The following is a 20,608-nucleotide window of genomic DNA, read 5'->3' as shown; positions in this document are numbered from 1 at the left end:
TGTTCAGACACTGCTACGCCTCATTGTTTGATGTGATCATTCGCCGACCAGTTTCGGTCACGTAAAAAATCACTCAGAAGCATCAGCGCCAACGCTGTCGCCGCGATCACCAGGCCAGGAAGAACAGCGATCCACCACGCGGTCATCAGGTATCCACGTCCGAAGCCAACCATGTTACCGAGGCTGGACATCGGAGGCTGGATGCCCAATCCGAGAAAGCTCAACGTGCCCTCCAGTAGAACTATCTGCGTGAGGCCTATGGTCATGCCCGCAACGATCGTTGGCAGGCATGAGGGCAGCACGTGCTTGCGATAGATCCGGATTCTCGAGGCGTTGTAGGTCCGCGCGGCGATTACGTAGAGGTGATTTCTCGTGGTTAGCGCGGCGCCTCGCACCACGCGCGCGTGTCGCTCCCACCCGTAGAGGCCGAGAACAAAGACGAAGAGGAGAATCGAGTTGCCGAAAACGGCGATCAACAGCAACGCAACGATCATAAACGGCATGGCTGCTTGCATATCGACGAACGCGGTGACGCATTCGTCGACCGCACTCCCCAGCTCCGCCGCCAGAAAGCCTAACAGCGTTCCCAGCGAGGTACTGATGATCGTGCCGGCCACCGCCACCGCGACAGTTATCTGGACCGAGTAGAGCAACCTGGACAGCACATCACGGCCAAGATCATCGGTGCCCAGGGCGTGGGTCCAGGCGCCACCCAACAGGATCGGCGGCTGCAAGCGGGCGTTGAGGTCAATCGCTGCGGGATCGTATGGGGCGATCTGCTGGGCCACGATGGCAACGAGAACGCAGCCCATGATCCAGAACATCGAAAGCTTCACCGAAACGTCCGCTTCGCGCCACCACTGCACATTCGATGAAACTCGCTGCGAAGGCAGAGCCGCATTCACGGAAACAAGTCGCGCCGGAGGCAGAGCCGCTTTCACGGAAACATCAGACATTTCGATCTCCATCAATGATCGGATCTGCGCGCGCGCGGATCGACGACGACGTAGAGGACATCCACGACAAGGTTGGTCAAAACCATCACCGCACCGGCCAGGATGACGATCGCCTGCACGACTGGAATGTCCCGGTTTCCGATGGAGCTGATGAAGAGATTTCCGATCCCCGGCCAGGAAAACACCGTCTCGACAACGATCGATCCCGTGACCAGACCACCCACCATGAGTCCGAGGACCGTCAGGATGGGAATGGCTGCGTTGGGCAAGGCGTGATGCACCAGAATACGCCAACTCGGTATGTCGCGGGTTTTCGCCGCCACCACGAACGGACTGTCAAGAGCCTCAGCCAGCACCGTGCGCGTATATCGGGCTAGCACTGCAGAATTTGCAGCTGCCACCGTGATGGCGGGCAAGATCAGGCTGGACCAGCTTTGTGCACCGTTGGTGGGCAGCAGTCTCAGCTCGATCGAGAAGACGAGCATGAGAACGAGGGCAAGAAAGAATGCGGGGACACAAAGACCAACTGAGCTGACGATCGTCACGAGACGGTCGACGAATTTGCGGCGAAACATCGCGGCGATGATCCCCGCTCCAAGTCCCATCACGACAGCAAGCGCCAACGACGTCGCCATCAGGGTCAGCGTCGCTCCCAGGTTGTCGAAAACCACCGTCAGCGCATCACGGTGATAAATGTAGGAGCGGCCGAAGCTGCCGTGGAGGATGTTCTCAGCATAGGCCAAATACTGCTGCAAAATCGGCTTATCCAAGCCAAGTTCACGGGCATAGGCGATCCTCATGTCCGGCGTCGCATCTGGTCCGAGAAAGATTGTCACCGGGTCCCCGACGCTGCGCAGCAACACGAATACGCACGTGACCATCAAGGCGATCGATAAAGCTGCGCGTAGCAGTTTGATCCAGGTAAACCTAAGGAGGGAGCTGATCATTGCGGCCCCCCATCGTCGGTCAGCTCTCTCAAGATAGGCCGATCCGCTCCCGCGACGGACGGCAAACGCTGAGACTGTTTGGGGACCGAGGCTATGAGGGTCTGCGTGTATTCGGCCTGAGGATGAAGGAGGACGTCGTCCCGCATCCCGGCTTCGACGATGCGGCCGCGATGCAGCACAACGATCTCGGAGCATAGGTAAGACACCGCCCTGATGTCATGGCTGATGAACAAAAGGCTCAGACCCTGCTGCTCACGCAGTTCACACAGGAGATTGAGGATTTGCGCCTGTACGGTCATGTCGAGAGCGGACACAGGCTCATCGCAAATCAACAGATCGGGCTCCAGAAGAAGCGCGCGGGCGATGGTCACACGCTGCGCTTGGCCGCCACTGATCTGGCGTGGGCGCTTTTCGGCGATCTCGAGAGAAAGACCGACATCTTGAAGTGCGGTCGCGATCCGCTCCAGCCGTTCTGAACGCGGCAGCCGGAAGTTAGCAAGAAGGGGCTCCATCAGTTGATCGCCAATCTTCATCCGCGGATCCAGTGCATCCATGGGGTTCTGGAAGATCGGCTGTGCTCTTTTCCGGAACGACCGGAGACCTTGCGGGGTGACGGGCTTTCCCTCGAATAGAATCGCGCCCTCGCGCGGCTTTGCCAGTCCCAGCACCAGCTTCGCAATCGTACTCTTGCCACTACCCGACTGGCCGATCAGGCCGAGGGCTTGCCCTCGTCTGACGGAAAAACTGATATCGCTCAGGGTTTGATGCGCGCGCACCTGCCCGCGCCCGTAGTCAAACCCGACTCTTTCAAGCCGGAGAAGCGGTTGGGCGTTAACGCCGTCTAGCTCGCTTCTGTTATGATGCCGCATGATCGAGCCCAAGGTTGTGGCAGGCTGCTGCATGACTTAGCGCGTCTGGGAACGCGGGTTTGACGCGCGCACATGCCTCTACCGCGTGTGCGCAGCGGGGCGCAAAATGACAGCCTGGACCTCTTATGGCTGGGTCCGGTACACCGCCGGCCAAGGCAACGAGCTTGACCTTATTGAGCGAAATTTCCGGAACGGCGGAGAAAAGGTTTCTCGTATAAGGGTGCAGCGGCTGTTGTGCGATCGCGTCGGTGGCTCCCATTTCGATGAGCTCGCCTGCGTAGATCACCCCGATACGATCCGAGCGTTCTATTGCCAGATTTAGATCATGCGTTACGAAGAGAACCGCCATGTTCCAGTCTGCTCGCAACTTCTCGATCAGATCCATGATCTGACGTTGCGTCGTAACGTCGAGTGCTGAGGTCGGCTCATCGGCAATCAGAAGTCGGGGGCGACGTGCAAGGGCGAGTGCAATCATCACCCTCTGATTCATGCCGCCGGAGAGTTCGTGTGGATATTTTTTCATCGTCGAACGCGGATCTTCAATTCCGACGGCTTCGAGGAGGGCCATCGCGCGTTCGCGTGCTTCGTGTGTCGAGCCTCGCGAAATAATGCGAACGGTTTCAGTCAACTGAAAACCGATGGTTCTGACCGGATTGAGGTATCGGCTGGGCTGCTGGAAGATCATTGCGCGTGACCTGCGGTCCACCGCCGCCAATGGCCCGCTATCGAAATATATGTCCCCGCGAGCACTGAGATTGGTGGGCAAGATGCCCATTAGCGTCGAACACAGCAGGCTTTTGCCGCTACCGCTTTCACCCACCAACGCGAAAAACTCGCCCTCCTGAATGGTCAGCGAGATGGACTCCAGCAGCCGAACTTCCTCGTGAGATCCCGCTGTCCAGACATCGAGGCCGGATACTTGGAGAAGCGGCTGTGTCCTGAGCGGCAAGCTCGGCTGCACTACGCCGGACTCGGTGCCGGGCACCCTCGCCATATCGGCGAGGGTGGGTTCGGCACTGGGTGACGCGGTGAATGACACAAGCGTCTCCATTACGAGGCGATCGTGCCCGGGCGAAAGTCCAGAAGGCCGGTTGGTGTCGGCGACCATTTCAAGTCGGACCGCTTTCCAAAGAACTCAGCAAGCGAGTGCAGGACGGTGCCCGGCGGATCAACCTCGTCGAAAATGTCCAACATCTCCTGATAGGCTCGACGACGCTCGGCCGTGTCGAGCGAACCTACAAGAGTTTTCTCCAGTTCGTTGAACCGGTCGTTCTTCCAGTACCCGCTCCTCTGGAAGGCGCTGCTCGCGCCCCAACGCGACGAGAAGGACGCCGTTGGATCGGGGAAATAGGTGCCGTCTGAGGAATTGTTGATCCAGCGAGGCTTTTCGTCCATCACCTGGGCCCAGTTTTCCTTCCGCTGAATCTCAACATTGAGGCCGACGGCATTCCACATCGCAGCCATGACTTGCGTCTCCGCAAGCTCTGCAGTGTAGTAGTCGCCGACTGTCTTGAAGAGGATCTTCTCACCCTTGTATCCGGCTTCCTTAATCAACTGCTGCGCGCGCGCCGGATCATACGCGGGGATCGGCCTGTCCGGACTATAGAGGGCGCCGTAGACCGGCTGCTGATGGGACCGGGGGATCGAAATCCGCCCATGCCATATGCTCTTGACCAATCCTTGCCTATCGATCGAGAGATTGAGAGCACGCCTCAGCTTCGGGTCGCGAAGCACGGGATTGCTCAGTGAATCGTACTGCATCGTACGGAACGAAACCGTATCGCCACCGACGATGTCCAGGCGCTTGTCGGCCGTGATGACATCAAACTGATCTGGCGCGATCGTCGTGATGAGATCGAAGTCACCGGCGCGAAGGCCGGCGACGCGCGCGGCTGGCTCTCGCACCATCCGAAACTCGATTGCCGAAAGCGGCGGCCGACCGCCCCAATACTCGGGGTGGGCCTCCAGCTTGATGTAGTTGTTTTCCGATGACTCAACGAGCCGGTAGGGGCCGGCGCCAACCGGGGACTTCGCCCATTGGTCGAAGCTCGCTGCCTTCAGATAGGCAGACTTGCAAATGACCCCGCCGCCGTAGGAAGTGAACCTCATCCAGAAAACCGGATCTGGTCCCTTCGTCTTGAATTCCACGTTGTAGCGATCGAGCACCTTGACTTCTGCGAGGGTTGGGAACGTGACCTGCCCAATGCCATAGCCAGGGGCATCCTTTCGAAGCATGCGTTCAGAACCAAAGGTGAATGCCACATCATCAGCCGTCAGTTCGTCGCCGTTGTGGAACTTGACACCCTGGCGCAGGCGAACGTTGAATACGACGCTGTCTGTCGTCTCAATCGCTTCGGCGAGCATCGGCTTCAGCTTGGCGCCGTTCTGATAGTCTATGCTGAACAGCTTGTCGTGCACGCTCTCCAGAACGCGAAAGCTCGATAACGCGCTTGCGCGAGGATGCAAGGGATCCAGCTCCGTGCGCAGGTCCTGCATGGCGACCCGCAACCGCGCCGCCGAGGTCGCCTGGGCCAGAGCAGGCATGACGCAAGGGAGCAAACTTGCTCCCCCGATCATCTTCAAAATGTTGCGACGTGATGGCGCCATCATGACCAAGCTCCTCTGCTCCGGTTTCGGGGCCCGCAGACCTGTGGACGGACCTCACCGAGAGCAGATAGCTGACTTATATGACAGAAATAACACAGTTGCCTAGATACCTAGGTACCTAATTTTTTGCTCGACCTGCTTTTTTTGGAAGACTATGGAGAGAGCAATAAGGGCCGCAACAAGAGGCATGCGCGAATGAAATTCGTAGTCGTGGTTTTCGACGGGCTACGTCCCGACCAGCTTGCCGAGAAAATAACTCCCAATCTTTGCGCATTTGCGAAACTGGGTCTCGTTCTCGGTGATCATACGGCGTCGTTTCCAAGCGAAACGCGCGTATCGTCGGCGGCGCTCGCGACAGGCAGCCATGCCGGCCGTCATGGAATCGTGGCAAACAAATTCTTCGCCAATGGAGCCGCGATCGACGGCGCGTCTCTCCCGGCGCTTCTGTCTCTTGGAAGTAGGCAGGGCGGTGTCATGACCTCCGTCGCGATTGGAGAGGTTTTGGCCAAGCATGGAAAGACGATGCTTGCCATTGGATCTCAGTCGCAGGGCTCATGGGGCCTGTCCAACTGGGGCAATTGGCAAACCGGCGGGCCTGCCTATTGGGTTCACGATGCGCAACGTTTTGGAAGCAATCCGATCATCCGCGGGATTGCGTCCCGCTTCCCGGAACTTCCCGTTGCAGAACAGCCAGCGTTGCAGACGATCAAACGTGTTGTCGACGGCTTTCTGTCCTACGTCACAAGCGAGGTGGTTCCCGAACTCACGCTCCTTTGGCTCTCCGAGCCGGACATCAGCTACCACATGTTCGGATTGGTGCATCCCAGCGCACGACACGTTCTTTCCAAGGTCGATCAGGAGTTTGGACGTATCCTCGATTGGTGGGAGGGCGCCAGGAGAAGCGATCGGGTTCAACTCATCGCCGCTTCAGACCACGGCCATGCAATCATCGGCAAGAATGTCTGCGTTGCCGACCATCTTGGCAAGGCAGGATTCAAGGTCGCCGACACGTTAGAGGCGGGCGCCGACGTCGTCGTCAAGCCACAACGGGCGGTCAATCTATGGGTCCGGGATCAGGATGTGGGACTGCTCGGCGAGATCCATGCCTGCCTTTCGGCAGCACCTTGGTACGGGGTCGGATTTTCGCGAACGATGCCCGGCGAAATTCCCCGCATCGTGGGCACACTTCCCCATTCGGCCGTGATGTTCGAACATGCGAGAAGCCCGGACTTATCATTCGTTCTTGGCGACTGCGCCGCGATAGACCCCGGCTGCGATCCCGAGACCGTGTTCTATGACGGCTCCTACCCGGTCGGCGTAGGAATGCATGGCGGTCTTACCTCCTATGAACTGTCAGCCCTCGGCATCTTTGCTGGGGATTGGTTCCGCCAAGGAACGCTGACGACTCCCACGGGCATTGTCGATCTCGCGCCAACTATACTAACTGGTCTTGGCCTCCCGATTCCGGTCACAGTCCAGGGGCGGCTGATCGAGGAAGCCCTTCTCAGTTGCAAAGGGATGCCGTCTGATCATGTCGAAGATGTCAGCGTGTCAGTTAGCAATTCGGTTCGCTCGGCCAAAGTTCGCAGAGACAGCTATGGTGGGCACCTCTATCTGAAAGGAACCGACTATCAATGGTTTAGGAGTCTCGGCAACGGCGACCAATCGACCGTTCAGACGCGTTGAACTAAACAAAAGAGACAATTGATGTTTCAGGGAAAACGATGGGAGTTCGTTAGATCGAAGATCGAGGAGAATATCGCCTCTAGCAATTTTGCTCCTGGCGACAAGCTGCCGAACGACATCGAACTTGCCCGACTTTACGGTGTCAACAGACACACCGTTCGATATGCCATCCGAGCACTTGAGCAAAAAGGCATCCTTCGCGTAGAGCAAGGACGCGGGACTTTTGTCGTGGAGAACACGACCCCTTACCTGCTCTCGGCCGGCACCCGCCTCACCGACAACCTTGTCGCGCACGGTCGCCTGGCCCGTCGTTCCATTCTTTCATCGGAGACAATCGCTGCGAACGAGCGTCTGGCAAAGCATCTCCACCTAAAGGTAGGCGATGACGTTCTTCTGATGACAACTTTGAGCTTCCAGGACGAAATCCCGATCGTGATCGCGCACAGCTATTTTCCGGCGGAACGTGTACCCGGGCTGCTGGATGAATTCTCCGGAGTCAATTCGATCTCGAAGGCTTTAAAGCGCGTCGGCGTCACAGCTTATTCCCAGCAATGGGTCCAGATCAACGCGCGGATGCCGACAGAAGCGGAGGCGCGCCTTCTCGGGATGTCGATGACTCAACCCGTATTCATCAAAGAGAATTTGGACTGCGCTAACGGCACGCCAATAAAATTTGGAGAAAACGTACTCTGCGCGTCCAGGATAAGCTTTTTCATCGATTTCAAGAAAATGCAGAAGGGAACGGCGCGTTCATAGCTCATGAAAAATCGGAAGCCTTTCAGAAAATTGGAAGCCTCCAGCAGCCGCTTTCTGGCGCGCGATATGGACAGCGAGGGCCTAGAGGCTCTCGCTGCGGTTGAGCGAACTGCCGGGTGGTTTGCTGGCCTAGCAGACCGTTGGGCTACAGATTTGAGTCGAGCGGCGTCAACGGCGTTGGCAATGCGCATATGGCCTCTCCGATCTCGACGGCACCGACGAGGCGTCGATAAAACGCGAGCGGCGCAAAATACACCACAACGTGCGACAGGATGGATCCGCGGTTAAGCGCGGGCGCAGTCGATTAAGATAAGGCTGTCGGTCAGAGCCAAGGTTAGCCGTCAGCCGGTCGGCGACTTCGACCGGCTTCAGTTCTTCGCGGTTTCCTGAATGCAGGGCCTATCCCGTCGCAGCCATCCGGCCCAAGCACCGCCCGTCGCGGCGATCGATCTCGACCATCGTCCCAAAGGGACGCGACAAGCTGTCGAGCCGCGAGAGAATACGAGCGCCGTGCTCTGCGTCCGCTAGCATCGGCGTTCCCCGTTGGCTTCTGGGAAGCCCATATCCCATTGTAATAGGATGGAGCTCCAACGTGGCAAGTTCGCCGGCAGCGAAGTTGAACTGGGCCACGACAGATTCCCAATAGTGCGGCTTGATATTGTAGCTTGGCATAACGTCATAAAGATCGACAGGTGTCGATGACAGCGGCATGCCCTGCTGCTCGTAAAGTTCGATCGGAAATGATCCGGTCGCCAGGTTGTGGACGAAGTTGCCCAGCGAATAGAAAATCGGGCGATTTCGATAGAGTTCGATCCCGCGCAAAATGTGGGGTCCATGCCCGATAATGGCATGGGCCCCCGCGTCGATGAGCCGACGCGCAAGCGGCTGCATGAAGCCGGCAGGAACGTCCGTGTTCCAGCTCCCCTGCAATCCCTCGTGACCGTGAAGAGCCACGACGACAATGTCGGCCATCCGCCTTGCCTCGGCGACTGCGCTGACAAGCGCTTGCACGTCGCGTTCCAAAACGTCCGTTTGTATCCGCGGATTATCGTCGGCTACGAAGTGCACGCTTTCCACGGCTATGCCGCCCGGCGGTGGAGGATCATAGACGTTGCGATCGGGATAGGCGAAATGGCTTCCCGGAGCCCTCGTTCCGGCCGGTTCGGTGTTCACGCCGGTCTCGGCCAGGATTTTGCGCAAAGCTTCAAATTGTTCTGTCTTGACGTAGTGGGTCTTCTGCAAGCGCAATGGCGCGATACCAGGTCGACCGGCGTCGCCGATCCCAGCATCGGCGGCGACCGACAACCTGGCGTTACTCGATGCTGCCGCGATTAACGCGACTCGGCCGCCTGCTGCGTCGAAATAGCAAGGTTGCCGAGCCTCTCGCAGGGTTCGCCCCGCGCCCGCGTATCGCATGTTTTTGCGCTCTAATGCCTCCAAGGTCGCAATAAGACCATTGGTACCGTAGTCCGTGGCATGGTTGTTTGCGATCCCAAAGAGGTTTACGCCCAGGAACTCGAACTCCGAGAGCAGATTGGGATCCGCCCCCAGCGGGGTGCCGTGAAACGTCGTCGACGGTTGACGGCCGGGTCCTGGAAACGTCATCTCAATATTGGTGATAGTCACGTCTGCGTTTCTCAGGAGCGCGACGAGGTCTCGGAATGCAGCGTCCGGCGTTGCGGAAATCGCTCGGGTCAACATTGAGTCCCCGGTTGCAAGAAGACTTATATCGGGCATCGGCGAACTTCCTTTCTTTGTTTTGGCAGGACCGGGCGGCCCACGCTCCGTCCGAGCCAGCCTTAACTTGTCAATATAACAGAAGCAATATAGATACCTAGGTACCTATTATCAAAGTTGTGCGTAGGGGTCAGATAGTCGCGACAGCAGCCCACCATGTCCCGAGCGGGGTGAGTGGCAGCTGCCCCCTCTAGCCTTCTGGGAGGCTCAGACCGCTATCGAGCGTGATGATGTCCGGAAGTTGAGCCTGAAGCGCGATCCTCATTGATGTCTCGGGCGAGACAATGTGGCGAAGGCGCCTTAACGCCAGCAGGGCCGGCCACGTCTGGATTCCTCCGCCACATAATATTTCGTGCCTCTGGTGCGGACGCGAAATCATCCCCCAGCGCCGTAACGTCGGAGGGCAACTTCGCTAAGGCTCGCAAGCTCGCGGGTCTTGACGATGGCAAGCCCCTGCGACCCCACGATCTCCGGCAACAATTCGCGGTGACCGGGCTCAGGCTTTGGCACCAACAGCGCGCAGATGTTCAAGCGCTGCTGCCTTTACACGCCCTACTTCATCATCGCTTCAACCTCGGCACGAAAGGCCTGGCGCGAGGCATCGCGTGAATAGAACATGTGGCCGCCTGGATAAACCGCGAGTTTGACCCGCGGCGCCGACGCAAAGGGCGGCAACTGATCGAGCGCCAGCTTCGAGCCGAAATAGGGCGTAACAATATCGAACAGGCCGTGCCCGACCATCACGTTCATCTTCGCGTCCGTGGCAAGGATCTCGCGCAGCTCTGAAAGCGACTCCGGGAGGCTCTGGTGGCCGAAATCCCACGCCCGTGTGACCGCGCGGTTGAGCAGTTCATACGAGCCGTCCGGCCGCCAGTTGAGCTTGCGCGTCAGGACATCGACGGCGGCACTGCTCAACGGCGCCGCGAGCGCATCGCCCGAGGGATCGCCGAAGCGGTAGCTATCCGAGTCCGGATAGGGATCGAGGCCGCGCACCGAGGCGTCATAACCGCCGGTCACCTTGCCGCTCTTGCGGTCGAACTCGCGGCGGAATGCGCCGCGGTCAAAGCGCCCGGCGAGCCGTCGGCTTACGGCCTTGTCAATGCCGGTCAAAGCGGCGACCTTGTCGGCGAGACGGTTGGTGGCCTCCTTGTCTGCTTGGCCCTTGATGAGGTCGGCCAAAAATTCGCCACGCGCGTAAGCTTCGACATCGGCGAGATCGGCGCGTTTGACCGCCCCCCTGTCCTCGCCCTTGGCTTCGCGGGCCACCGCGACATAGGTTGGCAGCGATGCGACAAGTCCCAGAAGGCTCGTGCTTGTGAACTCTCGGTAGTCGAACAGCGGCGAGAGCAGGATCAGGCCCTTGACGCCGACGCCCTGCTCCATCTGCAGATTGCGCACAACCTTCGGTCCGCGAATGCCGCCATAGCTTTCGCCCGCGACATATTTCGGCGAGGAGAGCCGCTCGTGCTTTTCGAGCCAGCGGCGGATCACAAGCGCGATTGAACTGGCGTCACCATCGACCGAATAGAACCGCCTGCGCACATCTTCGCCCGTCGCCACGAAACGGCTATAGCCGGTACCGACGGGATCGATGAACACGAGGTCGGTGAAATCGAGCCACGTCTCGGCGTTGGGCCTGACCTCGGGCGAGGCGGACGCTGTGACGGTTTCCGCATCGATCGGCAGCCGCCATGGCCCGGCATTGCCGAACTGCAGCCAAGCAGAGGATGACCCGGGGCCGCCGTTGAAGAGGAACGTCACCGGACGCGTGGCGTGATCTGTGCCGTCGAGCTGATAGGAGGTGTAGGCGATGTCGGCCTGCGGCTCGCCCTTGTGGTCGAACACGTGGATCGAGCCCGCAGTCGCGATGAAACGAAGCGTCCGCCCGGGCAGCTCCAGCGTCTGTTTGGTGGTGGAATCCGGCGGCAGGCGATGCTGCTCGGCCCCCGATGGGGAAGTCGGCGCGCTGGCGCTGCGCGCGCCGGGCCCGCCCTTCTGGCCGACCGGCGTCGGGGCGTCGGGACGCGGCGGCGGATCGTCGGCGCGGGCGCTCCCCATCACGGTGCACGCAAGTAGGGCCAGTGCAAGAGGGATGTGGCGCAGTGCGGTTAAATCGAACAGCATAGAGTTTTCTCCCGGTCCGGCTGCACCTTTCTGTCAGCGGCGGATTGCGACGGTTTAAGGTTGCGGGACAGCCTGGACTGTCGTGGTTCTGCCTTATGTTGCACGAGGTGCATCTACCAAACGGCTCTCTTCAGTTAGCTAAGAGTCGGGAACAACAAACCTACTAAGTCTAGTAGTCGCCTCTATTCCTGAGGGCACGGGCCGCCTGCGCAATGGCACAAAGCCTACCTCATTCGGCTTCCGGCATTTCAACGAGTTCGCGCGCCGTCACCGGGCCGATCTCGCCGCCAGACACACCGGCTTCGATTATCCGTCACGGTCTTTCGCTGCAGGTCAAAATGTGGCCCCACTTGATTCCACCTCACGGCAGCTTGGCTGAAGCCGAGGCGACGTCATTCGACGACGACCTTGAAGGAGGGATAATCTTGATGCCACGCGCGACATTGACGCCGACCATGTCTCGGCTAACCGCGTACTGAAGTAGCCGCTGCAATGTGCTGAAACTCTTGCGAGTCACTACGACTGAGACGCCAGCGTCACGCATCCGGTCCCGAAATCGCCTATGGACCGCGGTCAACTGAGACAGCCGGATAGCAGCGATACCGCCATCGAACTCCCTGAGGCGCGCTGGACGCACTCTACATGGCGCTTTGGGTCACGGCAGATGTAATTGCGGATAGACTCGGTAAGTGCGGCGTATAGAGCCCGGTCCGCTTTCAGCGGACGCGCCCCTGAATGCCCGAGAATATTGTCCGCAAAAGCCCTGCGAGGTCGGCGTCGTTGCAGTCGATCAACTTGAATTTGGAAAAACTGCCGTTCAAACTGTTCAGCGCGGCCGCGCCTCGGACAAAGAGAGGCCTGCATGGCTAAGCATGATCTCCACACTGACGAAGCGCGACGCGTCTTCTTGACGTAAGTCGTCAAGGGTACGAGAAGCGCATCGACATCGTTCACGCCATGCCCCTCGCCGCGATGGGTGGAAACCTCATCCGACGAAATACCCATCCCGGATCTTCAAAACAGACTCTTGGATGTGCAATTGCATCACTTGTGTGGTTTCCGACAATGTCGGACATGCAACGCTACTCTGGCATAGCGATCGTGGCGCCTTAACAAAACTTCCCTGCTTGGCGCGGCCGTTGCAATGGCAATCACATGCCCCGAGGATGCCAACCGAGCAAAGTAACCGAAATAAGGGGGCAACACCGAACCGATCAGGCAACCATTGGAATTAAAGAGATGTACCAAGTGCCAGTTGATGAATTACGCACGGCGTCTAGAGCAGCTGTGGGGCTAACCCTCAAGAAGGCCGCTTACATACTGAACCAAGCGCATCATCGTCCTTTATCGCCGGCCGAGGTCAGTGAGTTCATCGGTATGATCAACACGCCCGATTTTGAGAAAATCAAGAAGATGGTTCTTGACTGTTCTGCCAGTATCAGGACACGGAAGTATGGCCGCTCGGTTGCCACGCTGTCTCCAGTGGAGGTTACCAACCGATGTGCGTCCAACTGTGATTTTTGTGGCTGGCGCGCCGACAATACGCACATGGGCCGCCTAACTATTGATGAGGAAATCGTCGATCTTCAAGCGCAATATTTGCTTGAGAAGGGAATAGAGGATATTGAACTAGTCGGTGGCGACGACATGCGATTTGTCCGCGATGCTCTTCCAGTTCTCCTGCGGAGACTGAGATCGCATATTCCTCCAACCGGTGCCGGCCAGCTGTTGTTTTCCTCGATGGCACTTACGGAGGCACAATATCAGACGCTGGCTGACTGCGGCGCTGACGGAGTGATAATGTGGCAAGAGACGTACGATGAGGCCGTCTATAATCAGCATATTTCGCGTGGGCCTAAAGCGTACGGAATCGACGATGATTTCCGTATTGTGAAAAATGGCAATGGTTTCTTATTCAGGCTGCAGAGTCAGGATCGAGCAGCCAAAGCTGGTCTGAATCTTTCAGTAGGAGCAATGCTCGGTCTGAATAAAGACGTTGCGTTTGACGTGTTGGCGACCGTGCACCACGCAAGGTATTTGTGCACGACGTACGCCCCCGTGAGGCCTCTGATTATCGGCATGCCCACTTGGAATAAAATAACGACGCCTGAGACAGATAGACGTCCCGAGCAACACTTAGACATAGAGGAATGTTTCTCATTTTTCGCTTCACTTTACCTCCTGGCCTTATCGGATCTAAACGTCTGGGTATTCCCTACCTGTCGTGTTTCCATGACGTCTCACATCGAGGCGGTAAAAGTCGCAGGCGCTTATACGTCCACAGAAGTAAAAACAGGACCGGGAGGATATTTGGTTGACGCATTGCGGAATGCAGAGCCCCGACTGCGCCAAACTATAATTGACAGTATGCACGGTGAATTCGGCGAGGAAAAAATCAGTTCAAATGCGCTTCTGAAGCGCCTCGACAGTTTTGAGCAATTCCACCACTATTACTATCCTCACGAGGATTTTGCGCGTGCCCTAGCCGCTGAGGGGATCAGCGTGACAAGGCGAGATCGTGCGGTCGAGCGGCCTGCTGTTTGATGGGTTGCGACGAACTGTGGAGTTTCGAGGGGAGGTTCTCGGTTAGGTCGGGTCTGATGGTGACCTGCCGGCGATGACGATCGTCATGCGGGTTATGGCGCGACTATCCTGCAAACGAGCAGCAGCACCGTGATGATCGTCATAGTGGCGCTGGACGGCGCCGCTAAGTTCTGTCCTTAACGAAAAGCGGAGCAGCGCTGTCTACCACTTCCTTCGGGAGCATCCGTAGCTGCTCTTCGTCGAACGGTAGGTGAGTGGGTGAGATAGCCTGCGACCAGAGCTCCCACGGCTTCCGCCTGTGCAGCATCTAGTTGGCGCTTGAGCGGTTCCCTATCGGCACGACAGGACAACCAAAGCTTATGGGCGGCCCAAACCCGCGAGTCTGAGAGCGACGACGCGCACTGGTGCGCCTTTTTCGTCGATCGCGATCGCCTCGAAAGCGGAAAAACCCCCGGTCGCGCGTGACCCGCTTTATGCGCGGATTAAGGATGCCTGCTGCGCACCCTTGGGCTCTTCGACGATTTCTAAGAGCGCCGCGCTTCCCGCTTTTGGTTCGACGAGATTCTCTACCGGTGATCTTCCCGTGCCCTGTCTGGACTCCCTAAAAGGGGAGACATATCTGGGGTCCTTAAAAAGCCACCCGCTCGATGCCGAAGTCGAGGTGATTTTCCTGAACGCACTCGGAGCTGGCCGCCCGCCAGCGCTCTTTAGAAGGCCAAGGATTGCCGAGAGTGGAAACGCGGCTGAAGGGCCCACCCCATTTGCTTGTGGGGCCTCCGGGGCAGCTAGGATTGGAAAAGCGCCCTCACCATCACTCCGGTCCCGGTGGACGAAAGCAAGGGACGGTTAGGGCGCGCTTTGCGGTCCAGTTCTTGGTGAGTTTACTTCCGATAACACTTCTTCTCGGAAGCTACAAAATTTCTGCAAAAGAGGCTTTTTCGATCACCAGGAACGCTGCCCTCCGAAGGCATGTATCAAGCCAATGAGTTTGAATTGCCATCAAGGGCAGATAGGTCCTGGCGGGCACAGTAGCAACACAGCCGCGCCTGCTCCGCGTATGTGATCACCCGAATGAAAGCGATGGCGCTTCGATGACGTCGGCGGTCTTCGCTTTGGCGATCGATCGCCTTCATCATGCCATTGGCGGTGCCGCGATGCTGACCGGAACATCCATGACCCGGAAAAACTCGTTGCCTTGCATGTGCCAGATGAAATCGACAGAGAACTCCTTGTATTTCGGCGGAAAAAGCGCGGATGGCGTTTGTGGCTTGCCTGGGATGAATTCGCTGCGAACGATTGCAAACCGGCTTCCCGTATCGAGGTTAAGCGTCTGATTGGGGGTTGCCGACCCGTCATCCGCCAGCAGGGCCACGGTCTGACGATGGTGGATCGTCACTTCGGCAAGGATTCCGGACCATTGCGCACTGTCGATGATCTGCCTGCTGGCCAGCACCTGCGTGATCAGATCTTCCGTAGTCCAATTTTGGGCGGGCAGAGAGATTGCCGCAGCGCCCGACAGACGCGCTTCCTGCTCGTTGATAAACGACGCACTGCCGCCGACCGGCCCCAACGTTTGACCGAACGCCGCGGCAAATGGCGGAACTCCAGCAGCAGGGCCCACAATATCTCGCCTGTGATAAAGACCGAGTTTGACGATCGTCCAGACCAGCACCTCAAGAGTGACAATCAAGAAAGCTCGGTGAACGCCGGTACCCATGGTTTGACGATACAGGGGTGCCGACACGCAATAGCCGTCATTTACTCCCGTCGTGGTCGGATCGATCGTGAGCGTTGGGCCCCTCACGGATATCCGGCAGGTGGTCGATGGCACCGCTGGCGCTAATGGCGCCGGCGTCAGGGCAGCGGAGATCATCGAAATGTTGGTGTTGATCGTGATCTCACGCAGAGTTGAAATATTCTCGAGTACCGGTATTGAGATGAGGTCATGGAAAAGACCGACCGGTTTGTTGTCCTCGGGTGGAGCATCGTCGGAAATCAGCGATGGATCGTAACGAAGCGAAAATGTGTCGTTGTCGAAGCTGCCTTCCTCGTCGCTGCTCACGCTGAAGACGCCGCACACAATGCTGCGGTCGAGCCGGCTTGCGGGCGGCGGCGCGTTGCGCGGCTGTGACCCACCGGCGATAAACGCCAATTCGTCCGTCGTGGAGCTCGGGTGATGAGAGATGTGATGAGCCACGAGCTGGCTTGCTGAAATTGGCAGGACGTTACCGTGAGTGTCCTTCACATTCCACCAGTCGGATGTCGTCCCCGCCGTCCACGACGCCCGTGAACAGGTGCTACGGCGGCGTAAGCGGCTCGCGCGAGCGCAAGGCAACGACGGGACCTATCGGCTTGCCGCCAACTTCCGGAACGAAGGCCTGCGGCGTATGTCCATGTACAGGCGTCGACGCCGGATCAATCAGGGATTCGAACGATTGAGCCTTCGGCTCCGCCACCACGTAGCGGTCGCCACACGAAACGTCGTCCAGCACATCGAGTCCGAGGAACAGCCCCGTGTTGCCGGGATCCGGCACAGCGGAGCAAGCCGCCGCGAGTGTGGCCGACCGCATCCGTGATGTCGCTGTACCTGAGCGCAAGGACGACGTTCACCCACGCGTACAGGCCTGGATCGCCGGTCACAAGAAACGTCAGAAAGAGCGCGAGCTGGAGAACAGGAATCGCCGTCGGGATACCGGTTGAAGGAACTGATGCCTAACGGATAGGCGTACGATCGCCCCCTTCGCGTTGCCGTTCCTCGATCCGCGTTATCCGTGAACTGCCCCCCTTTCGTGCTCGATGATCTTCTTGATGTCCGGGATAGCGGTCAGCAAGTCGATGCGGACCGCTTCCGAACATGAGCGTAGCCACCGGAGAGCACGGCAATGCGACAGGAGAGCTCCTAAGAGAGTTGGACGCATCTCTTCGGACCTTCGTCGCCGTCACCCGCAAGTATTTTTACTCCGCTTTGCTTAGCGAATCTGCTCCCGCCTACGACCACCATCGCAGGAGTGCGCTAAAACCCGATACGGAGCATTGAGATATTTGAAGAATCTCATTTTCATTCGCCGCGGCCGCGGTCAACATGAATGGACTCACAACTGCGCAGATCGAGACTTCCATGAATGCTCCAAAGGTCACGAATCCTGTGATTCCTGTCGGGTCGCGACCACGGCCGAAGGAAGCTGTGGCTGAACGACGATCTGGATCGGATCATCGCACCAACAAAAGTCGTGAAATTGCAGAGAATTTCTGGCGGGCACAGGAGCGATCGGAGATGCGAATGGTGGAAGCAAGCGCCGCAAGTAATCACAGCCGCCCGGCTGTAGCGCAGGGCGGAAATTTACGTTAGCTTCTGCTGGCGAGTTTGCAAATGCGTACCCGCATCCGATCGCTCCGAGGACAACGGGCGATTATTCGACCGCTTGACCCCTCCCACCCCCAGAGCTGGGATAATCCCGACAATGAGGAAATCTGGTTTGAGCTGGCGCGCGCCATCGGACGCCAGATCGCACGGGATGAAAATTCAGACTTGGGGCAGCCGATAGAGGACCGGAATGACGACAGCGTCATCCAAAAAAACGGCCGTAGTGTACGCCCGCTATTCCAGCGACATGCAAAAGGCGACCTCGATTGACGGTCAGCTATTGCTCTGCAGGAAGGTCGCGTTGCGCAGCAATCTCGATGTCATCGGAGAGTTTGTGGATGCCGCAAAATCCGGTCTTACCGAAGGTGCCCGGGACGGCTATCAGCGCTTGCTGAACGGTGTGCGAAATCATGACTTTGACGTGGTCGTCGTTGAGCATTTCGACCGCTTGTCGCGCGATCCCGCAACCATCCAGCGTCTCAAGCAGGTTTTCGAGTTCAACCGCGTTGAGCTGATGGATCAGAAAGGCGTCTACGCGACCGCCACCGACATCAGCATCGCGAGTCTTTACAACACGATTTACAAGCCGCAGCTCGCCGAAAAGGTTCGGCGCGGCCATGACAACGCTGTTGCCAATGGAAGAATTCCTGGCTCATACGCCTATGGTTATCGGCCGAGGCCGGGCGCGCCCGGCGACCGCGTGATCGATGAGAACGAAGCAAAGATTGTCCGCCGCATTTTCACTGAATATGCGGTGGGCCGTTCGACCCGAACTATCGCTGCTGATCTCACCCGCGAAGGCGTGCTCTCACCCGGGGCAACTCGTCACAAGAACAAGGTAGGTCGGACCACCTGGAATCATCAGTGCATCACAGGCGGTCGGCATGGTCGCGGGATCATCGGCAACGACCTATATATCGGCGAGATACATTGGAATGTTCGCTCGACAATTCTCAACCCGGAGACGCAGAAGAAACAGAAGCGCCGCAATCCAGAAGAACGCCACATCATAGTCAAAAAGCCTGAGCTGCGGATCATTCCGCAAGCGCTCTGGGATCGAGCGCAGAAGGTCCGTAGCGCGCGCGCCGTACAGATGTTCGGGCCGACAGGCAAGCCGCGGCGCCGCCTCGTGATTCCGCGCAACAGTGAACACCCGCTCGCCGGCGTTCTCCGGTGCGGTGTCTGCAACGGCCATATGCGAATCGCTCAATCGTCCCGGAACGGCGCGCCGCGCGCCGCATGCGCCAACGCGCATCAGCGGGGTACCTGCGAGCACACCCGTAGCTTTGACATGGACATTCTGCTCAAGGATGCCTCCCAAAAAATCGAAGCTAAATTGCTTTCGCCGAAAGCCGTTGAAGAGGCGATGCGTGCTTGGCAGGAGGAACGCAAAAACGATCGGAACAAGGGTGGCAGCGAACGCGCCAAGCTGGACCGTCGACGCCGTGTGTTGACTACCGAGATCGAACGGCTGACATATGCCATCGCGAACAGCCGTCGCAAACCGGATGAGTTACTCAAGCGGATCGATGAATGCGACCTGGAACGGGAAACCGTTGAAGAGCGCTTGCGGCTGATGGGCAGTGGCGGCGAAAAAGTGATCCCATTCGACCACCCAAAATTCAGTGACCGATATCGTTCGGAGACTCGAAGACTGGTCGCGGCGCTCAAGATCAACCCGAAGGCGATCGAAACTCGCATCGCCTTCCGCAACTTGATCGACTGCATTGTAGTGCATCCGGTTCGCAAGCGGATGCCCTACGAATATACGCCCTACCTAAACAGCGCCGCCCTTTCCGGCAAGAAGCTTTTCCCCGAAAACCGCAAGGCAGGAGAAATCAGCACGTTTGCCTACTACGATAATGGCAAGTCAGGGAAATCCGTGTCCTCGTAATAGACGCGGACCTGCATGTGGTGGCGGCCGTCGCGGATCTCGCCGTCGAGATGAGCTGTCACGTCGCGAGCCTCTTCGCTTGTCGCTGTCGGCCCGTTTTGCGCAAAAACCGCGATCCGCGCAAGCGTGTCAGGACACAACCGGGGCGTCCCGCCCCAGCCTCACCTCGACGATCTCAGGGGGCACGCCGACGCGGAGCGGCATGATGCTGCAACCGAGCCCGCCGGAGATGATGACGTCGCATTTCAGCTTCACATGACCATAGGCGAGGTGGACGCCCTGCTGCGGCGGCACCGCGGGCGACCAGCCGAGCAGGCGAACCTGGCCGCCGTGGGTGTGGCCGGACAGCTGCAGCGCGACACGCGCGGGCACACGCGGTGCGATGTTGGGCTCATGCGCGAGCAGGATGATGGGCGCATCGTCCGTGACCTTGGCGAGCGTCGCGCTGAGATCGTCGGCGCCGAACCGTGCCATGCTGCGAAACCGGCGCGCCGGCAGGAACGCGAGTTGATCGCCGAGACCGGCGAGCCAGAACGGACGACCGTTCTTGGCGAGGCGCACGACGTCGTTCTCGTAGACGGGGATGCCGGCGGTCTCCAGCGCACGATGCGCGACGGTCGGCCCCTGCCCGGCCCGCTGCACGGCCCTGTCATCCCAATAGTCGTGGTTGCCCATGACGGCGTGGACGCCGAGCGGCGCCTTGAGGCCGGCCAGCAGACGTGCCCATTCGTTGCACGGAATGATGCGCGTGACCTGATGCAGGCCGGCGACATAGTCGCCGAGCAGCACGATGATATCGGCGTTCAGCGCATTGGTGCGGTCGACGATGGCCTCGACCCGCTCCAGCGGCATCCAGGGATCGCAGGCATGGAGGTCGGCGATGACGGCGATCTTCAGCGGAAGATCCGCGGGCCATTGCCGCGGCGTCGGATGATAGCGCGTGACGCGGAGCCTCAGCATCGGCTCGACGCCGACGCCATAGGCGGCGGTCGAGACGCCGAGGGCGGACAGGCCGCCGATGGAACGGATGAGATGACGGCGCGTGATCATGGAAGCTCGCTTCTGATGCAGCTTCTCGATGCGATGCGATTGAAGCGGAATTGGGATACGCTCGTGCAGATGGT

The 20,608-nt window shown here is 58.7% G+C and carries 15 protein-coding genes and 1 pseudogene; 4 read left to right on the top strand and 12 right to left on the bottom strand.

The window, feature by feature from the left end; genetic code table 11:
- Positions 1–20: 20 nt before the first annotated feature.
- The 5 genes from ACYCVF_RS33125 to ACYCVF_RS33105 are packed head-to-tail and all read right to left on the bottom strand — an operon-like array spanning position 21 to position 5,382.
- Positions 21–956 (bottom strand): ABC transporter permease, encoded by a 936-nt coding sequence (locus ACYCVF_RS33125; protein WP_459607066.1) that lies wholly within the window; start codon positions 954–956, stop codon positions 21–23.
- A gap of 11 nt (positions 957–967) precedes the next feature.
- Positions 968–1,903, bottom strand: a complete 936-nt coding sequence (locus tag ACYCVF_RS33120; RefSeq protein ID WP_459607064.1) for an ABC transporter permease — start codon at positions 1,901–1,903, stop codon at positions 968–970.
- The gene (locus ACYCVF_RS33115) at positions 1,900–2,805 is read right to left on the bottom strand and encodes an ABC transporter ATP-binding protein (protein ID WP_459607062.1); all 906 of its coding nucleotides are present in this window, start codon (positions 2,803–2,805) and stop codon (positions 1,900–1,902) included. Before ACYCVF_RS33115 ends, ACYCVF_RS33120 begins: the two co-directional genes overlap by 4 nt.
- Positions 2,759–3,811 (bottom strand): ABC transporter ATP-binding protein, encoded by a 1,053-nt coding sequence (locus tag ACYCVF_RS33110; RefSeq protein WP_459607060.1) that lies wholly within the window; start codon positions 3,809–3,811, stop codon positions 2,759–2,761. Before ACYCVF_RS33110 ends, ACYCVF_RS33115 begins: the two co-directional genes overlap by 47 nt.
- An 11-nt stretch (positions 3,812–3,822) precedes the next feature.
- A complete protein-coding gene (locus tag ACYCVF_RS33105; protein WP_459607058.1) occupies positions 3,823–5,382 on the bottom strand; it encodes an ABC transporter substrate-binding protein in 1,560 nt (519 codons plus the stop codon).
- 192 nt (positions 5,383–5,574) lie between these two features.
- Between ACYCVF_RS33105 and ACYCVF_RS33100 the strand changes: the two genes are divergently transcribed.
- Positions 5,575–7,065 (top strand): alkaline phosphatase family protein, encoded by a 1,491-nt coding sequence (locus ACYCVF_RS33100; protein ID WP_459607056.1) that lies wholly within the window; start codon positions 5,575–5,577, stop codon positions 7,063–7,065.
- A gap of 21 nt (positions 7,066–7,086) precedes the next feature.
- Positions 7,087–7,821: a phosphonate metabolism transcriptional regulator PhnF gene (gene phnF, locus ACYCVF_RS33095; RefSeq protein ID WP_459607054.1), complete on the top strand. Its 735-nt coding sequence runs from the start codon at positions 7,087–7,089 to the stop codon at positions 7,819–7,821.
- A gap of 399 nt (positions 7,822–8,220) precedes the next feature.
- Here phnF and ACYCVF_RS33090 read toward each other — a convergent pair whose 3' ends face one another.
- Both ACYCVF_RS33090 and ACYCVF_RS33085 read right to left on the bottom strand, forming a co-directional pair.
- On the bottom strand, positions 8,221–9,558 hold the full coding sequence (locus ACYCVF_RS33090) for a CapA family protein (RefSeq protein ID WP_459607052.1): 1,338 nt from the start codon (positions 9,556–9,558) through the stop codon (positions 8,221–8,223).
- Between the two features lie 552 nt (positions 9,559–10,110).
- Positions 10,111–11,682, bottom strand: a complete 1,572-nt coding sequence (locus ACYCVF_RS33085) for a S10 family peptidase (RefSeq protein WP_459607050.1) — start codon at positions 11,680–11,682, stop codon at positions 10,111–10,113.
- 1,239 nt (positions 11,683–12,921) lie between these two features.
- Between ACYCVF_RS33085 and ACYCVF_RS33080 the strand changes: the two genes are divergently transcribed.
- Positions 12,922–14,226, top strand: a complete 1,305-nt coding sequence (locus tag ACYCVF_RS33080) for a hypothetical protein (protein WP_459607048.1) — start codon at positions 12,922–12,924, stop codon at positions 14,224–14,226.
- 176 nt (positions 14,227–14,402) lie between these two features.
- On the opposite strand, the gene ACYCVF_RS33075 is transcribed toward ACYCVF_RS33080, so the two are convergent.
- The 3 genes from ACYCVF_RS33075 to ACYCVF_RS33065 all read right to left on the bottom strand — a co-directional run bounded on the left by ACYCVF_RS33075 (position 14,403) and on the right by ACYCVF_RS33065 (position 16,796).
- A complete protein-coding gene (locus ACYCVF_RS33075) occupies positions 14,403–14,576 on the bottom strand; it encodes a hypothetical protein (protein ID WP_459607046.1) in 174 nt (57 codons plus the stop codon).
- Between the two features lie 782 nt (positions 14,577–15,358).
- On the bottom strand, positions 15,359–16,378 hold the full coding sequence (locus ACYCVF_RS33070) for a hypothetical protein (protein WP_459607044.1): 1,020 nt from the start codon (positions 16,376–16,378) through the stop codon (positions 15,359–15,361).
- Positions 16,379–16,523: 145 nt separating this feature from the next.
- Positions 16,524–16,796 (bottom strand): hypothetical protein, encoded by a 273-nt coding sequence (locus ACYCVF_RS33065; protein WP_459607042.1) that lies wholly within the window; start codon positions 16,794–16,796, stop codon positions 16,524–16,526.
- Positions 16,797–17,780: 984 nt separating this feature from the next.
- On the opposite strand from ACYCVF_RS33065, the gene ACYCVF_RS33060 reads away from it, so the two are divergent.
- Positions 17,781–19,484 (top strand): recombinase family protein, encoded by a 1,704-nt coding sequence (locus ACYCVF_RS33060; RefSeq protein ID WP_459607040.1) that lies wholly within the window; start codon positions 17,781–17,783, stop codon positions 19,482–19,484.
- Here the strand turns inward: ACYCVF_RS33060 and ACYCVF_RS33055 are convergent.
- Positions 19,466–19,600, bottom strand: a pseudogene (locus tag ACYCVF_RS33055) (acyl-CoA thioester hydrolase); the annotation flags it as partial. The gene ACYCVF_RS33060 and the pseudogene ACYCVF_RS33055 sit on opposite strands and share 19 nt — an antisense overlap.
- A 13-nt stretch (positions 19,601–19,613) precedes the next feature.
- Complete coding sequence (locus tag ACYCVF_RS33050) at positions 19,614–20,534, bottom strand: metallophosphoesterase (RefSeq protein WP_459603817.1); 921 nt, start codon at positions 20,532–20,534, stop codon at positions 19,614–19,616.
- Between the last annotated feature and the right edge of the window lie 74 nt (positions 20,535–20,608).

This window comes from Bradyrhizobium cedriense, from assembly GCF_054602315.1.
The sequence above is the reverse complement of the archived record's forward strand: the minus strand, read 5'-3'. Positions and strand labels throughout refer to the sequence as shown.

Bases quoted from the DNA above. Each gene is read 5' to 3' on its own strand.
- ACYCVF_RS33125 (WP_459607066.1), bottom strand. From the start codon at position 956: ATGTCTGATGTTTCCGTGAAAGCGGCTCTGCCTCCGGCGCGACTTGTT.
- ACYCVF_RS33080 (WP_459607048.1), top strand. From the start codon at position 12,922: ATGTACCAAGTGCCAGTTGATGAATTACGCACGGCGTCTAGAGCAGCT.
- ACYCVF_RS33100 (WP_459607056.1), top strand. From the start codon at position 5,575: ATGAAATTCGTAGTCGTGGTTTTCGACGGGCTACGTCCCGACCAGCTT.
- ACYCVF_RS33115 (WP_459607062.1), bottom strand. From the start codon at position 2,805: ATGCAGCAGCCTGCCACAACCTTGGGCTCGATCATGCGGCATCATAAC.
- ACYCVF_RS33085 (WP_459607050.1), bottom strand. From the start codon at position 11,682: ATGCTGTTCGATTTAACCGCACTGCGCCACATCCCTCTTGCACTGGCC.
- ACYCVF_RS33050 (WP_459603817.1), bottom strand. From the start codon at position 20,534: ATGATCACGCGCCGTCATCTCATCCGTTCCATCGGCGGCCTGTCCGCC.
- ACYCVF_RS33105 (WP_459607058.1), bottom strand. From the start codon at position 5,382: ATGATGGCGCCATCACGTCGCAACATTTTGAAGATGATCGGGGGAGCA.
- ACYCVF_RS33090 (WP_459607052.1), bottom strand. From the start codon at position 9,558: ATGCCCGATATAAGTCTTCTTGCAACCGGGGACTCAATGTTGACCCGA.
- ACYCVF_RS33060 (WP_459607040.1), top strand. From the start codon at position 17,781: ATGACGACAGCGTCATCCAAAAAAACGGCCGTAGTGTACGCCCGCTAT.
- ACYCVF_RS33065 (WP_459607042.1), bottom strand. From the start codon at position 16,796: ATGCGGTCGGCCACACTCGCGGCGGCTTGCTCCGCTGTGCCGGATCCC.
- phnF (WP_459607054.1), top strand. From the start codon at position 7,087: ATGTTTCAGGGAAAACGATGGGAGTTCGTTAGATCGAAGATCGAGGAG.
- ACYCVF_RS33120 (WP_459607064.1), bottom strand. From the start codon at position 1,903: ATGATCAGCTCCCTCCTTAGGTTTACCTGGATCAAACTGCTACGCGCA.